Source organism: Hymenobacter sp. DG25A, assembly GCF_001280305.1.
Lineage (GTDB): Bacteria > Bacteroidota > Bacteroidia > Cytophagales > Hymenobacteraceae > Hymenobacter.
This window is the reverse complement of sequence record NZ_CP012623.1, coordinates 1400819-1414086: the sequence shown is the minus strand read 5'-3', so window position 1 is coordinate 1414086 and position 13268 is coordinate 1400819. Positions and strand designations below refer to the sequence as shown.

Sequence of the window (13268 nt, the reverse complement as noted above, 5' to 3'; positions counted from 1 at the left end):
CTTATTCAGCGGCGGCAATATAGGTAACGCGGTGCACCCAGCTCAGCTGGCGCAGGTACTCCAGCGTAATGTCTTTCAGGCTTGAGTCCATCTCAATAAACTGCCGGGCCGCATCGTGCTTGCCCTTCCGGGACACCGACATGGTGGCAATGTTACAGTCATCGTGGGCAATAACGGAGGCAATGAAGGCAATGGAGCCCGGCACGTCATCGGCATCCACAATAAGCGTGTGCAGGGCGGTGGAGAAGTCGGCCGGGAAGCCATCTACCTCCACAATGCGAATGACCCCGCCGCCCCGGCTCTGGCCCACTACTTCTACCGCGTGGCCCGTGCGCTCATCGCGCAGCTGCACCTTAATGGTGTTTGGGTGCATGGTAGAGGCATTGCCCACGCTCTGGAAGGTGTACTGCAGGCCGGCGGCTTTGGCGTGGTCAAAGGCTTCGCGGATGCGTACATCATCGGTGGCCATGCCCAGCAAGCCGGCAATAATGGCGCGGTCGGAGCCGTGGCCCTCGTAGGTACGGGCAAAGGAATTGTAGAAGGTGATGACGGCGTGGGTGGGTAAAGAGCCCAGAATGCGGATGGCGGCACTTGCAATGCGTACCACTCCGGCCGTGTGCGAAGAGCTTGGTCCAATCATGACGGGACCAATCATATCAAAAATGCTGCTTTTTTCTGCCATGCTGGGCTAAAAGTAGAAGTTTCGCCCGGGAATTTTGCACTGCGGTGATGGGCTTTGCCAATATTCTCTGGTAATAGATGCGGATAAGGCCGCCGAGGTGGCCTGGCGGTGGTGCTTTTGCTTGGTTTTTTGTTCTTTGCAGGCCTTAACCTCCCGCCCGCTCTTATGAATACCCCCCTTCCACCCGATGAATTTTCTCCGGCCGTGCTGGAGCAGCTCCGTCGGCTGCAGCAGAAATACGCCGCCGATGGCCAGGACCTGGCCGGCTACCTCGAGGGTCTCTACTACGCCGACTACGTTAATTACTGGGACTACATTGAGCTGGACACGCTGCTGAGTCTGCAGCGCCCACTCACCAAAATCCCCGACGAGCGGATTTTCATCATCTACCACCAGATTACGGAGCTGTACTTCAAGCTCTGCCTCTGCGAGTACGAGCAGATTGGGGACCTGCTGGAGCCCACGCTCCAGGAGCTGGTGCTGCGCGTAGGCCGCATCAACCGCTATTTTGAGAACCTCATCAACTCATTTGAGGTGATGGTGGATGGCATGGAGAAGGCGCAGTTCCTGAAGTTCCGCATGACGCTGATGCCGGCCTCCGGCTTTCAGAGCGCGCAGTACCGCATGATTGAGCTGGCCAGCACCTCCCTCTACAACCTGGCCGACCGGGAAAAGCGCCGCCTGCTGGGCGAAGCCGCCGCCCACGACGACCTGATGGGCTGCATTTACTGGAAAGCCGGCGCCACCATCGAAGAAACCGGAGCCAAGGCCCTCACCCTGATTCAATTCGAAGAAAAATACACGGAAACCCTGCACGAGCACGCCCGCCGCTTCCAGAACCGCAACCTGTGGAGCGTAGTGCAGCGCCTGCCCGAGGAAGACCGGCAGCACCCGCGCCTGCTCCGGCAGCTGCGCCAGCTGGATGTGAATGTGAACGTGAACTGGCCGCTAATGCACTATAAATCGGCGGTGCGCTACCTGGAGCGCGACCCTACCGCCCTGGCGGCCACCGGCGGCACCAACTGGAAAAAGTACCTACCTCCCAAGTTCCAGAAACGCATTTTCTATCCCCAGGTCTGGTCAGAGCAGGAGTTGGAAGAATGGGGCAAAGCCTGGGTAGAAAGCGTGCTGGGCGAAGGAAAGTAAGCCTACACCGCACTGTCATCCGGACGCAGGAAGGACCTTATCACCGCCGAACGAAAAGCTAATCGTTCAGGCGTGATAAGGTCCTTCCTGCGTCCGGATGACAATGGGTATTATGGCAGTTGATTACTTAGCCGCACTCACCATAAAATCTACCTGCGTGTTCTCCCACAGGATGGAGACTTTGCCGGATTTATCAATGGTGAACGTCATTTGCTCGGTGAGTTTGGGCGTTACCTGGGGCTTTACTTTCACGCGTAGCGCGTCCTGCTTTTCATCGTACTTAAACGCGCCCCACTGCACCGGTACTTTGTTGAAGATGATGATCCACTCCTCCTGACCAGGAATGGTGAACAGGCTGTACTTGCCGGCGGGCAGCGGCTTGCCTTCAATTTTCACGTTTTTATCTACCGTGAACATGGTGGCCTCATTGGCCCCCGTGCGCCATACCTGATTCAGGGGTACCAGCTCACCAAAAATCTTGCGCCCCCGCACCGAAGGCCGGCTATAGTCGATGGTGATGGTGGCGGCCGGGGTTTTGGCGGCTACCACCGCCGGTGGGCTGGGGCGTTTCGACTTGTCTTCGGGCACATTGTCCTGCGCGTAGCCACGCATGGAAATCAGCAGCAAGCCCAGCCACAGCGTGCTGAGCGCCGCAAAATGCAAACGGGTGTTTTTCATAACAGATAGAGAGTTAGTGAAACGGTTAACACCAAGGTACGATTTCAAGAAAACATTTCATTCCTGCATAGCTACTGGAAGCACCTGCTGGATATAGTTGGCACCACGAGGCGCTTACCTACATTATTAAAAACGCAAACGGGCCCGGTAGCTGCATGCTACCGGGCCCGTTTATTCTTTCAAAAGGTGCTTACTCGGGGAAATCTGCAGAATCTCCGATGCTGGCTACACTTTCCAGCTCTTTTACTAAGCTGGCAAACTTGTCGCGGGCTCCTTTCACGGCGGCTTTGCCCAGGGGCAGATGCAGCGGCGGGTTTTCCTGGCGTACCAAATCATACATGATTTGCGCGGCGCGCTGCGGGTCGCCGGGCTGGCGGCCGCTGTAGCCCTGAATGCCTTTCAGGTTTTCGCCTACCGTGGCCTGATAATCAGCAATGCTAGTGGTAACGATGTTGGCGGAACGGCCGGCCCAATCGGTACGGAAGCCGCTGGGCTCGATGTTGGTTACTTTGATGCCGAGCGGGCCTACCTGCTGGGCCAGGCTTTCGCCAATGGCTTCCAGGGCAAACTTGCTGGCATTGTACACGCCCACACCGGGGAAAGTTTTCAGGCCGCCAATGCTGGTGATATTGAGCACGTGGCCGCTGCGCCGCTCGCGCAGGTGAGGCAGCACGGCCCGCAGAACATTCAGGGGCCCGAACACATTCACCTCAAACTGCCGCTTCACTTCCTCAGCCGAGATTTCCTCAATGCTGCCCAGGGAGCCGTAGCCGGCGTTGTTTACAATGACATCCAGGTGGCCAAAGTGCTGAATGGCGTCCGCCACGCCCTGCTTTACCTGAGCTTCGTCGGTTACTTCTACTACAAAGCCGCGGCCATTGGCGCCGGCTTTCTTCGTGAATTCATCGGCCTGCTCCTGCTGGCGGAAAGTGGCGGCTACTTTGTCGCCTTTTTCTAACAGCAAATCGGCCAGGGCCGCGCCAAAACCGGTGCTCACGCCGGTAATAAACCAATGTTTGGGGGTATCAGCCATGTACTTAAATAGCGTAATGTGGAAGTAGATAGAGCCGCGGCCGGTTGGCTACGGTTGGGTTGTTCAACTCCCGGAGGGGGACTTGGGTTTTGCCAGCCCGGCAATTCCTCCAGCCGGCGGCACTATTTCCCCCGGAAACAAGCTTGTATCTTTGCCGCTCCATTGCTTTTATGGTCTAAAGGCTAAACACCTTTCACCCGATGCCCGATAAACAGGAAATTGAGGTCATGCTCCCGCCGGAGGTGGCCTACAACGAATACGCGCGCTACCGCGCATTGCTGCAGGCCGCCGGCCTGCAGCCCGGCCAGGCCGATTTTGTGCACCTGCGCAAACGCTCTATTGATGCGCGTGGCCGCCAACCCCTGGTACGCCTGCGGGCCGATATTTATCTCGATGTGCCACCCGCCGACCTGTTTGGCCCCTGGTTCCGATTTCCAGACGTAAGCCAGGCCCGGCGCTCCGTTATTATTGTGGGCGCTGGCCCTGCCGGCTTGTTTGCGGCCTTACGGGCCATTGAGCTCGGCATTAAGCCCATTGTGCTGGAGCGCGGCAAAGACGTGCGCACCCGCCGCCGCGACCTGGCCGCCCTCAACAAAGAGCATATCGTAAACCCCGACTCCAACTACTGCTTTGGCGAAGGCGGTGCGGGTACTTATTCCGATGGCAAGCTCTACACCCGCTCCACCAAGCGCGGCGACGTAGGCCGCATCCTGCGCCTGCTGGTGCAGCACGGCGCCACGCCCGATATTCTGGTAGATGCCCACCCGCACATTGGCACCAACAAGCTGCCCTCCGTGGTAGCGGCCCTGCGGGAGAGTGTGCTCAAGGCCGGCGGAGAAGTACGCTTTGATACCCGCGTAACGGACCTCATCATTGAGCAAAAGCGCCTGCGGGGCGTGGTAACGGCCACCGGCGAAGCCATTGAGGCCGATGCCACCATCTTGGCCACCGGCCACTCGGCCCGGGATATTTACGAGCTGCTCCACCGCCGGGAGGTGCTTATTGAGGCCAAGCCATTTGCGCTGGGCGTGCGCGTAGAGCATCAGCAGCAGCTGATAGACCAGGCCCAGTACCGCCTGCAGGACCGCGGGCAGCTGCCGGCAGCGTCTTATGCACTGGTGCACCAAACCCAGTGGCAGGGCAAGCAGCGGGGCGTATTTTCCTTCTGCATGTGCCCGGGCGGCTTTATTGTGCCCGCGGCTACGGCCCAGGGCGAGGTGGTGGTAAACGGCATGAGCCCCAGCCGGCGCGATTCGCGCTTTGCCAACTCCGGCATTGTGGCGGCCATCGAGCTGGAAGAAATGGACGTGCGCCAGTACGGCCCCCTGGCCGGGCTGCGCCTGCAGCAGGAAATAGAGCAGCGCGCCTGCCTGCTGGCCGGCAACACGCAGGTGGCCCCGGCCCAGCGCCTGGCCGACTTCCTGAAAGGCAAAGTTTCCTCTGAGCTGTTGGAAACCTCCTATCAGCCGGGTTTGGTTCCGGTATCTATGGATGAGGTGCTGGGCCAGGGGCTGGCGGAGCGACTGCGGCAGGGTTTCCAGAATTTCGGGCGCAAAATCCCCGGCTACGCCACCAACGCGGGCCAGATTGTGGGGGTAGAAAGCCGCACGTCCTCGCCCGTGCGCATCCCGCGCGACCGGGACACACTGGAGCACCCTACCCTGGCCGGGCTCTTTCCCTGCGGCGAAGGAGCAGGCTATGCCGGTGGTATTGTATCGGCGGCCATGGATGGCGAGCGGTGCGCGGAAGCTGTGGCGGCCCTGGTTGGAGTTAGCTAGCCCGCTTTTTCCGGCTTTTATCTGGTTGCTGCCTCGGTGGGTAATTCGCCCATGTGGGCCAGCACGCGGCGCACCATGCCGTCGCAGCGGCTGCCCATGTAAGTAAAGGTGTGGGCCGGGGCATAATGCTGCAGCTGGTGGCGCAGCCGCTCCCGGGCCCGGAGCAAACGCACCTTCACGTTGGTTTCCGACAGGTGCAGAAGCTGAGCCGTTTCCCCTACGCTCATGCCTTCCACTTCCCGCAGCATAAACACGCTCCGATAAGTATCGGGCAGCTTGCCGATGGCGCTTTCCAGGTCCTGGCGCAGCTCCCGGTTCAGCACTTCCTGCAGGGGCGTGTGCTCATCGCGCAGGGGGGCTTCTATCGGGGCATTGGCTTCGGGCAGGTCTACAAAGTGGTGCTGGCTGCGCAGGGTCATCAGGCATTCGTTTAGCAGAATGCGGGTGAGCCAGGTGGCAAAGCTGGCGCGGCCCTCAAAGCGGCTCAGGTGCTGAAAGGCCTTTACCCAAGCGCTTTGCATGGCTTCCTCTGCTTCTGCTGCGTTACCTCCCAGTACGGCCAGCCCGGTGCGGTAGAGCCGCTGGTTATAGCGGCGCATCAGCAATTCAAACAGCTGCTTTTCGCCGGCCAGCACCCGTTCAATTATTTCCTGATCAGATAGCGGGGTATAGGGCATAGAGACTAGGGAGGGTAGCATGACGCAGCTTTTGGAGGCCGGCTTCTCACCCGGCTCCCTTATAGATGCGGCAACCCCTCAGAAGTTACAAAGAAATAAGTGTAACCTCTGAGGCCGGTTATGCATCCAATGGCGACAAATCAATCATCACCAAACGCCAATCGTCATGCAAACCGACCTTCATTTCCCGACGACTTCCTCCCCTACGGCCGCCCCCAGCGTGGCCCAGGTGCTGCGCTATACCTATGGCCTGATTCCCATTGTGGCGGGCGCCGATAAGTTTACCAACCTGCTTACCAACTGGGAGGCCTACCTCAATCCCGGGCTGGTGGCCATGCTGCCTTTTTCGGCGCACACTTTTATGCTGCTGGTGGGCATTATTGAAATTATAGCCGGGGTACTGGTGCTCTGGCGGCCCCGCGTTGGAGCCTGGGTGGTTATGGCCTGGCTGATTGCCATTGCCCTCACGCTTATTACCAGCGGCCGCTACCTGGATGTGGCCGTGCGCGACCTGGCTATGGCGGTGGGGGCGTGGTCGTTGGCCCGGCTGAGTGGCGGGGTGCATCCGCACCACTAAAGCCCGGCCGTAAACACAGCTTTGCCGCATCCGGTTACGTATAAGGCGGAGGCAGCACTTTTTGCTGCCTTTCAGACCCGGCTTTACATTTTTTCTGATGTCTTCTAAAAAAACCCTTGTTCTGGGAGCCAGCGACAACCCCGCCCGCTATTCCTTCCGCGCAGTTCATCAACTGAAAAACCACGGCCACGAAGTAGTGCCCGTGGGTATCCGCAAAGGCCAGGTGGCCGGCCTGGATATTGCTCTTGACCGGCCCCAGTCAGTGGATGTAGATACCGTTACGCTGTACGTAGGCCCGCAAAACCAGCCCGCCTGGTACGACTACATTCTGGACCTGAACCCCAAGCGCATCATCTTTAACCCCGGCACCGAAAACCCGGAGCTGGAGCGGCTGGCCCAGCAGCGCGGCATTCTCACGGAAGAAGCCTGCACGCTGGTGATGCTTTCCATTGGCCAATACTAGCCCAAGCCCACGCCTGGGGCGTATTTCTGACCACCCCGCTGCCCGGTACTTCCGGCGGCGGGGTTGTTTTTTAAAGTCCGGTAAAAATTTGTGTTCCTTCAGGCAACCGCTCTACTCCCGGCTGCATCTACCCTTCCAAACGCCACCGCTATAGTTCCACATTTACTTTTTCTGTTGTGACCGAGGCCGAACTCATAGCCGCCTGCCGCCAGGGCAGCAGCCGTGCCCAGAAACAGCTCTATGAGCAGTTTGCGGGGATGATGCTGGGCGTGTGCATCCGGTACCTGCGCCACCGCGACGATGCCGAGGAAGTAATGCTGATGGGCTTTGTGAAGGTATTCCGGGCCCTGGAGCAGTACCGCCACGAGGGCAGCTTTGAGGGCTGGATTCGCCGGATTATGGTGAATGAGGCCCTGGGGCAGCTGCGCCGCAAGGAGCCCCTGCACCTGGCCATTGATGACCTGACCCACGACGTGCCCGCCACGGCCGCCGAGGCAGAAAGCCACCTGAATGCCGAAGACCTGCTGGCTTTGCTGGCAGAGCTACCCGCCGGCTACCGCACCGTTTTCAACCTGTATGCCCTGGAGGGCTACTCCCACCCCGAAATCAGCGAGCTGCTGGGTATTTCAGAGGGCACATCCAAATCGCAGCTCAGCAAGGCCCGCGCCATGCTGCAGCGGCGCGTAGCCGCCGCCAATATGGTAGCCGCTCCTAACCCTTCACCGAAAGAATATTATGCAACCGGAAGATATTGATAAGCTGTTCCGGGACCGGCTCCAGGGCCACGCCCCCACGCCGCCCGCGTTTTTGTGGGATAAGCTGGAAGCTGAGCTGCAGCCCGCCCATAAGAAGCGCCCCGTTATGTGGCTATATGCCTCGGCTGCGGTGGTAGCCCTGCTGCTGGCCGGTGGTGCCTGGCTGCTGCGCACCGGGCCTCAATCTGCCTCCTCTATTGAAATGGCCACGGTGGTTTCACGGCCTTCCGCGCCTGCTATTTCTCAGCCAGCCACTGCTTCTGAGGCCATTGAAAAAGAAATTTCTACGCCTCAGGCAACGGCCGCTTCCCCCTCTGCATCTACCCTTTCGAAAGCAGTAGCCACTGCCGCTCCGGCCCCGGCCAGGCAGCAGCCCACAACAAATAATGCTTCTGCCCCCCGCACTACCAGGGGTTTGGCAGCCACTGAAAACCGGGCCGTAGCGGCCGCTACGCCCCGCCCGGCGCATCCGGAGCGCACAGTGAAAGCCGAGCCAATTCCAACCATTACGCCTGAACCCGTGCCGGCCGCCCTGGCCAGCACCACTACCACCCCGGTACCAGCGGCGCCGCTTGGTCCCATTGAGGTAGAGGTGCGCCGCCAAACGCAGGCACCGGTAGCCCTGGCTAGCAATGGCCCGGCATCCCGGCCCCGGCTGGGCTCCCTAATCCGACATGCCCGCAACGTACTCCGCGGCGACCAGGTGAACCTGGCCGAAGCCGGACTGCCGGAAACCGTGACGGTACAGGCCCGTGTGGCCGGTCACACCCTAACCAAAGTCATTCAACTCTAATTTTCCTCTTGTCATGAAACGCCTCTTCTCACTGCTGGCCCTACTGCTGCTGGTAGTGCTGGCCCCGGGCCGCGCCCAGGCCGCTATCAGTCCTATTTCTCCTTCTTCCTTCTATGATACCATCATGGTAAAGCTGCCCAACCAGGCCACCATGACGCTGTATGTCAAAAACAAAGAGCAGCTGCGCGAATTCCGGGCCTACAAGCTGGATTCCCTGATGCGCATGCTGGACGGGTATATTAACCAAGCCGTGGAAGCCGGGGCCAATTCCAAAACCGACCAGGTAACGCTGGAATTCAAGCCCTCCAAAGACCACCCCGGCAGCCAGGCCGAGCTGGTGCGGGTAACGGTCCGCAACGATGCCCCCGGCACGCCAAAAAACAAGGCGAAAGCCGATAAGGTGGAGGTGATACTGGGCAAAGCCTTTGGCGTAACGGTAATAGAATCCGATAACGATGAGGATGGCAAACATATTTCGGTACACATGCGGGACTCTACACCTGCCGAAGACTCCGTCCGCAATGCGGAAAAGAAAGCCCGCCAGCTGGAAAAAGCTAATCGCCGCGTGCATCAGGACCTAACCATTGACCTGGGCGTGAACACCCTGGTAAACCGTCCTACTCCCGGCACTTCCGTGGCCAGTCAGGACTATGAGTTGAAGCCCCTTAGCTCCCGCTATGTCAGCCTGAACTGGCGCTACGATGTGCGGCTGGGCTCCACAAAGTCGCCTTTGCACCTGCTGACTGGCCCCGAGCTGTCGTTCAACAACTACATGCTGGACAACAACCAGTTTTTCCGCAACGACCGCACCTCCCAGCCCAGCGCCACGCTCATTCGCCGCGACACGGTTCGCAGCCTGGAGAAAAGCAAGCTGGCCGTTACCAGCCTGAACCTGCCCCTGATGATGGAGCTGCGCTTAAATAACGAGGATGGCAAAACCAACTTCCGTATTGGCGCCGGCGGCTTTGTGGGCTACCGCCTCGGCAGCCACACCAAACTGAAGTACGAGCAGGAAGGCCGCGCCCACAAAGACAAGGACCGCGACAACATGAACCTGGAAGACTTCCAGTACGGCCTGCAGGGGATGATTGGTGTACGGGGCCTGGACCTCTTCGTAAAGTATCACCTTTCCGATGCCTTCAAAGCCAACCGCGGCCCTCAGGCCCAGACCGTCAGCTTCGGTATCTCGCTGCTGAATTAGTACCTGCTGAGCAAACAGACACGAGAAAAAGGGCAGCCAATTGGCTGCCCTTTTTGCGTAGAATTTAGTAAAAGCCTACAAGTGGCGGTGAAAATTATCCAGCAGAATAGCGGCTGAAACGGCTACGTTCAGGCTCTCGGCCCCGCCCGCCCCGGGGATGAATAAGCGCTGCGTCAGCCGGTCCAGCACCTCCGGCCGGGGCCCGTGCGATTCGCTGCCCATAATGAGTACGCCGCCGGGGGTTAAGCTGAGGCGATGCACATTGTCTCCTTCCAGGTGCGCGCCGTAGCGCGGAAGGTCGGACGGCAAAGCGTCCAGCCACGCGGGCAGGTCGCGCTGCCAGATGGCCACCCGGCCGAAAGAGCCCATAGTAGCAGACACGGTTTTCGGCGACCAAGGGTCAGTGCAGGTATCGGAGCACACCACGCCAGCCAGGCCGTACCAGTCGGCCAGGCGGATTAGGGTGCCCAGGTTGCCAGGGTCGCGCACCTGGTCCAGGGCCAGCAGGAGCTGGTTGGAGGCGGCCTGCAGCGGGGTTTCTTCGGGAATGCGGGCTACGGCCAGCGCCGTATTGTTGGTGGCCAGGGTGCCTAATTTGGTCAGCTCCTCTTCCGTGGCCAGCTCAGTGGGTACGCCCTTCGGCAGCAAATGCGCATTTTTGTCGGCAAATTCCGCCGTAACAAACAGTCGTTCCGTTAGAAGTCCTGAACTTAGCAACTCGCATACGTTCTTGCCGCCTTCTACCAGAAAGGCACCGCTACGCAGTCGATATTTCTTCTGCTGCAAAGAATGCACGTACTTGGCAACTGCTTTTGAAATCATATTCTTCTATTGTGCTGACCGCGCGCCGGCGAGTTCTACTTGTTTTTCTGCTGTTGACCGGAGGCAGCCTGTTTCCGGCCTGCTCTCCTACCCGGCTGCTGCTCCCGGGGCAAAACCTGCTGTATAAGATAAAGCTGGAAGGCGTGCAGCAGGCCGATGCTGACCGCCTGCAAAACCTGTATCAGCAGAAGCCCAACAACCGGTTTCCCATCCCAAAGCTAGCAATCTACCAGCTAGGGCAGTATTTCTATAAGCCCGACGCGCTTAAGCGGGAGCTGCAGGACGAGCGGACCAGGTACGACTCCCTTATCCTGAAGGCGGGCCGCGACTCCGTGGCCGTAGGAAAGCTGCTGATTAAGCGCGAGCGGCACACGCGCCGTCACCAGCTGGCTCTCAGCGAAGGCAATGCCCTGATGCGCTTGGGCGAGGCGCCCGTAGTGTACGACTCTACCCTCACGGAACGCACTACCGAGCAGCTGAGCACATTTTTGAAGTCGCAGGGATTTTTCCGAAGCTCCGTAAGTGCGCGGGATGCGGTGAAGGACCGGCGCGTAACGGTGACGTATAAGGTCACCGAAAACCAGCCGTTCCGTTATACCCAGCTGGATTATGACATTGCCGACTCGGCGGTAGCCAAGGTGGTGCTGGAAAACCAGAAACAGGCCCTTATTCATAAAGGCGACCAGTACAGCGAGGAAGCCATTGGCCTGGAAAGGGCCCGGCTGGAAAAACTGCTGAAGAATGCAGGCTATTACGATTTTCGGCAGCAGTACATTACCCTGGAGGCCGATACCAGCTATGCGCCCGGCACCGTGCGCCTGCGCACTCTCATTGCCAACCCCGGCCCCGGCCAGCAGCATCAGATTTACACCATCCGGCATGTGAGTTTCCTGACCGATGCCGGAGCCATCCGGTTTGGCGTGAGGCGCGACACGCTGGTGCGCGACTCTATCTACTTCCTGGCGTACAAGCACCGCTTCAGCACCAAAGTGCTGAATCAGCGGGTGGAAGTGCGGCCGGGCTCGGTGTACAGCCTCAACAACACGCAAACCACCCAGCGCCAGCTCGCCGACCTGGATATGTTCCGGTTTAACACGGTGAGCTACCAGAAAGTAGCCGGCGACTCTGCCAGTGGCCTGCACCGCCTGGATGCGGTAGTAAACGCCTCCCCGCAGAAGAAATTCCAGGAAACCACGGAGCTGGGGGGCACTGTAGTAGCCAACCTGCCGGGCCCGTTCGGCAACTTCCGGCTCAAAGCCCGCAACGTATTTGGCGGAGCCGAAGTCCTGGAAATTGGCCTGCGGGCCGGCCTGGAAGGCCAGTTTCCTCTGGTAGCACCCAGTGAGGAATCCAAGTTTTCTACCTCTCGTACTACCCAGCTGGGTGCCAATCTCAGCCTGGTTTTACCGCAGTTTCTGGTACCCTGGCGCACCAACCGGTTCCTGACCCGCTACAACCCCAAAACGCGCATCTCTACCAGCTTCACGTATGTAGACCGGCCCGAATATACGCGCACCAACCTGGAGGCCAGCTACGACTACATCTGGCAGCGCAACGTATTTCAGCAGTATGTAGTCACGGTGCAGAACATCAGCCTGGTGAACAGCCGTCTGGATCAGGAATATAGGAACGCCCTGCTGAAACTCCCCAACAATGCTGCCCTCCTGCGCAGCTTTGGTAGCCTGCTGATACCCAGCGCCAACGCTACTTCCTACTACAACAGCAACGACTTTAACCAAACCCGCGACGCACGCTCCTTCCGGGCTACCGCAGAATTAGGCGGCGTGGGTCGGCGCATCTACACGCGCCCCGGTTCCACCGACAATTCAGGCACGGAAGCAGAAACCACCGTTGGCGGCGTACTAGTGCTGGATTACGCCCGCTTCAACGCTGATTTCCGTCGCTACCACAAGCTCACGTCCCAGTCCTACTTTGTGTGGCGCTTAAATGGTGGCCTGGCCCACGCCCTTACACCTACGCGCCTTACCGCTGAGGATGGCACTTCCACTTCACCTTACATTATACCCTACGACAAGTATTTCTTCGGCGGAGGCGGTACCAGCCTGCGTGCCTGGCGCCCTCGCCGGCTCGGCCCCGGTTCCTACACTTCCGTGCTGACGAAAGAAGGCGTAGTGCAGTTGGACAGCCGTGGCAAGCCAATTCAGGATGAGAATGTGGAGCAGCCCGGGGAGCTTTTGCTCGAAGGCAGCGCCGAGTATCGTTTCCCTTTGTATGATTACCTGGATGGCGCCCTGTTCACCGACTTCGGCAATGTATGGTCCTTGCAGAAGAACGACCCCCGGCCCGGGGCGCAGTTTGACCCTGGCCGCTTTTACAAAGAGTTTGCGGTGAGCAGCGGTATCGGCTTCCGGTTCGACTTCACTTTCCTGATTATCCGCCTGGATATTGCCACCAAAATCTATGACCCCACGGCCGTAGACGGCGACGAGTGGGCCATTAACCGCTTCGCCATCTGGCGCAAAAAAGACAAGCCCTGGCAAAACACGCCTACGCTGAACGTAGGTATCGGCTATCCTTTCTAACAGTTTCTATAGCCAAAAAGTAGCGCGAAGCTCCGGCTTCGCGTACAAGCAACGCGAGTTCCGGCGTGGGCACATACGCCTGTTACTCGCTCCGCTCGTCCGCGAAGCCGGAGCTTCGCG

13 protein-coding genes are annotated in these 13268 nt (G+C 59.2%); 8 read left to right on the top strand and 5 right to left on the bottom strand.

The window, feature by feature from the left end; translation table 11 throughout:
* Position 1 precedes the first annotated feature (1 nt).
* Entirely contained in the window at positions 2-682 is a 681-nt protein-coding gene (sdaAB, locus tag AM218_RS06095; protein ID WP_054412817.1) for an L-serine ammonia-lyase, iron-sulfur-dependent subunit beta, read from the bottom strand.
* Positions 683-847: 165 nt separating this feature from the next.
* Here sdaAB and AM218_RS06090 point away from each other — a divergent pair, with 165 nt between their 5' ends.
* Positions 848-1828 (top strand): tryptophan 2,3-dioxygenase family protein, encoded by a 981-nt coding sequence (locus AM218_RS06090; RefSeq protein ID WP_054412815.1) that lies wholly within the window; start codon positions 848-850, stop codon positions 1826-1828.
* A gap of 123 nt (positions 1829-1951) precedes the next feature.
* Here the strand turns inward: AM218_RS06090 and AM218_RS06085 are convergent, their stop codons facing one another.
* Both AM218_RS06085 and AM218_RS06080 read right to left on the bottom strand, forming a co-directional pair.
* Positions 1952-2506: a DUF2911 domain-containing protein gene (locus AM218_RS06085; protein ID WP_054412813.1), complete on the bottom strand. Its 555-nt coding sequence runs from the start codon at positions 2504-2506 to the stop codon at positions 1952-1954.
* Between the two features lie 190 nt (positions 2507-2696).
* Entirely contained in the window at positions 2697-3539 is an 843-nt protein-coding gene (locus AM218_RS06080) for an oxidoreductase (RefSeq protein WP_054412811.1), read from the bottom strand.
* Positions 3540-3739: 200 nt separating this feature from the next.
* Here AM218_RS06080 and AM218_RS06075 point away from each other — a divergent pair, with 200 nt between their 5' ends.
* Positions 3740-5317, top strand: a complete 1578-nt coding sequence (locus AM218_RS06075) for an NAD(P)/FAD-dependent oxidoreductase (protein WP_054412809.1) — start codon at positions 3740-3742, stop codon at positions 5315-5317.
* Between the two features lie 17 nt (positions 5318-5334).
* Here the strand turns inward: AM218_RS06075 and AM218_RS06070 are convergent, their stop codons facing one another.
* The gene (locus AM218_RS06070; RefSeq protein ID WP_054412807.1) at positions 5335-5994 is read right to left on the bottom strand and encodes an RNA polymerase sigma factor; all 660 of its coding nucleotides are present in this window, start codon (positions 5992-5994) and stop codon (positions 5335-5337) included.
* Between the two features lie 166 nt (positions 5995-6160).
* On the opposite strand from AM218_RS06070, the gene AM218_RS06065 reads away from it, so the two are divergent.
* The 5 genes from AM218_RS06065 (at position 6161) to AM218_RS06045 (ending at position 9783) form a co-directional block, all read left to right on the top strand.
* Positions 6161-6571: a hypothetical protein gene (locus AM218_RS06065; protein WP_231717556.1), complete on the top strand. Its 411-nt coding sequence runs from the start codon at positions 6161-6163 to the stop codon at positions 6569-6571.
* A gap of 97 nt (positions 6572-6668) precedes the next feature.
* Positions 6669-7034 (top strand): CoA-binding protein, encoded by a 366-nt coding sequence (locus AM218_RS06060; RefSeq protein WP_054412803.1) that lies wholly within the window; start codon positions 6669-6671, stop codon positions 7032-7034.
* A 176-nt stretch (positions 7035-7210) separates the two neighbouring features.
* Positions 7211-7789, top strand: a complete 579-nt coding sequence (locus tag AM218_RS06055) for an RNA polymerase sigma factor (protein ID WP_054412801.1) — start codon at positions 7211-7213, stop codon at positions 7787-7789.
* Entirely contained in the window at positions 7770-8582 is an 813-nt protein-coding gene (locus AM218_RS06050) for a hypothetical protein (RefSeq protein WP_054412799.1), read from the top strand. Before AM218_RS06055 ends, AM218_RS06050 begins: the two co-directional genes overlap by 20 nt.
* 13 nt (positions 8583-8595) lie before the next feature.
* Positions 8596-9783, top strand: a complete 1188-nt coding sequence (locus AM218_RS06045; protein ID WP_054412797.1) for an outer membrane beta-barrel protein — start codon at positions 8596-8598, stop codon at positions 9781-9783.
* A 75-nt stretch (positions 9784-9858) separates the two neighbouring features.
* On the opposite strand, the gene AM218_RS06040 is transcribed toward AM218_RS06045, so the two are convergent.
* Positions 9859-10605, bottom strand: coding sequence for a TrmH family RNA methyltransferase (locus AM218_RS06040; protein WP_054412795.1), 747 nt, complete (start codon positions 10603-10605; stop codon positions 9859-9861).
* Positions 10606-10658: 53 nt separating this feature from the next.
* On the opposite strand from AM218_RS06040, the gene tamL reads away from it, so the two are divergent.
* Complete coding sequence (gene tamL, locus AM218_RS06035; RefSeq protein WP_054412793.1) at positions 10659-13148, top strand: translocation and assembly module lipoprotein TamL; 2490 nt, start codon at positions 10659-10661, stop codon at positions 13146-13148.
* Positions 13149-13268: the final 120 nt, after the last annotated feature.

Excerpts from the sequence above, each read along its gene's own strand:
- AM218_RS06065 (WP_231717556.1), top strand. The coding sequence starts at position 6,161 with ATGCAAACCGACCTTCATTTCCCGACGACTTCCTCCCCTACGGCCGCC.
- AM218_RS06070 (WP_054412807.1), bottom strand. The coding sequence starts at position 5,994 with ATGCCCTATACCCCGCTATCTGATCAGGAAATAATTGAACGGGTGCTG.
- AM218_RS06060 (WP_054412803.1), top strand. The coding sequence starts at position 6,669 with ATGTCTTCTAAAAAAACCCTTGTTCTGGGAGCCAGCGACAACCCCGCC.
- AM218_RS06085 (WP_054412813.1), bottom strand. The coding sequence starts at position 2,506 with ATGAAAAACACCCGTTTGCATTTTGCGGCGCTCAGCACGCTGTGGCTG.
- AM218_RS06045 (WP_054412797.1), top strand. The coding sequence starts at position 8,596 with ATGAAACGCCTCTTCTCACTGCTGGCCCTACTGCTGCTGGTAGTGCTG.
- sdaAB (WP_054412817.1), bottom strand. The coding sequence starts at position 682 with ATGGCAGAAAAAAGCAGCATTTTTGATATGATTGGTCCCGTCATGATT.
- AM218_RS06050 (WP_054412799.1), top strand. The coding sequence starts at position 7,770 with ATGCAACCGGAAGATATTGATAAGCTGTTCCGGGACCGGCTCCAGGGC.
- AM218_RS06090 (WP_054412815.1), top strand. The coding sequence starts at position 848 with ATGAATACCCCCCTTCCACCCGATGAATTTTCTCCGGCCGTGCTGGAG.
- AM218_RS06080 (WP_054412811.1), bottom strand. The coding sequence starts at position 3,539 with ATGGCTGATACCCCCAAACATTGGTTTATTACCGGCGTGAGCACCGGT.
- AM218_RS06040 (WP_054412795.1), bottom strand. The coding sequence starts at position 10,605 with ATGATTTCAAAAGCAGTTGCCAAGTACGTGCATTCTTTGCAGCAGAAG.
- AM218_RS06075 (WP_054412809.1), top strand. The coding sequence starts at position 3,740 with ATGCCCGATAAACAGGAAATTGAGGTCATGCTCCCGCCGGAGGTGGCC.